The organism is Mesorhizobium sp. WSM4983, from assembly GCF_029625765.1.
Taxonomy (GTDB): domain Bacteria; phylum Pseudomonadota; class Alphaproteobacteria; order Rhizobiales; family Rhizobiaceae; genus Mesorhizobium.
Map to the genome: position 1 here is coordinate 1 of NZ_JARTVM010000032.1, position 805 is coordinate 805.

Genomic DNA, 805 nt, shown 5'->3' on the forward strand with positions numbered 1-805 from the left:
GGGCAGGGCTATCGCATATGAGTAAAGAGTTCATAGAAGAAGTCTTTGCTCCAGTTGGCCCTGCGCATCTTGCTGGCGATTGGTTTGTCGAGGGGATGGGCAGCCAAGATGTTTTGGGCGAGCCTGCGGATGACGGCCAGGTTTTGTGGCGCGTTGTCCTTTCGGGTGCGGGCGTCATCCTCGTGGAAGACAACATCAAGGCTCCAGTGCAACTGGTTCTCGATCGTCCAGTGGGCACGAACCGTCTCAGCCAATTTGTTGGGCGTCAGCACCTTGGAGAGGGCGATATAGCGGACCGATGTGGTCGTCTTGCCGTCGGCAGTGGTGCGCAGGGCCTCGACACGGCCAATGGCCTTGAGGCCGGGGAAGGCGGGCGCGTCCTTGAGCCTGGCAAGCGGCAGCACGCTGGCGCGGCGCACTTCGGTGCGGCCATGGCCGCTGTCGCGCGTTTCGAAGCCGGCGATCTCGCCCGCCGCGGCGAAGCTTTTCTCGGCCGCGGCAAACAGACGACCCCGGTTGGCCTTCAGCCCAAGGGCATAATGCGCCTTCTGCGCCAGCAGCGCCTTGGCCGTCTCGGGGCGACAATGCAAGGCGTCGGCCGTCACCGTGCAGCCCTTGAGATCCAGGCTCTTCAGCAGCGCCAGCGTCGCCGCAACCTCGTCGGAGGCCGGCGCCCGCGGTGCCGCAATCGCCAGCCGCGTCTCGGCATCCCAGGCACTGACCATCAGCGGCGGCATGAAGGCGCGGCCCTTCTCATAACCGCGCCTCAGCGCCTTGCCGTCGACGGCCACCACGCCACGCGGTG

General features: G+C 65.6%; 1 protein-coding gene. It reads right to left on the reverse strand.

Features of this window, described 5'->3' with window-relative positions; all coding sequences use genetic code 11:
• Nucleotides 1-8 precede the first annotated feature (8 nt).
• Nucleotides 9-805 (reverse strand): ISAs1 family transposase (locus tag P9254_RS28815; protein WP_278103916.1); only part of this gene is annotated, 797 nt, incomplete at its 5' end.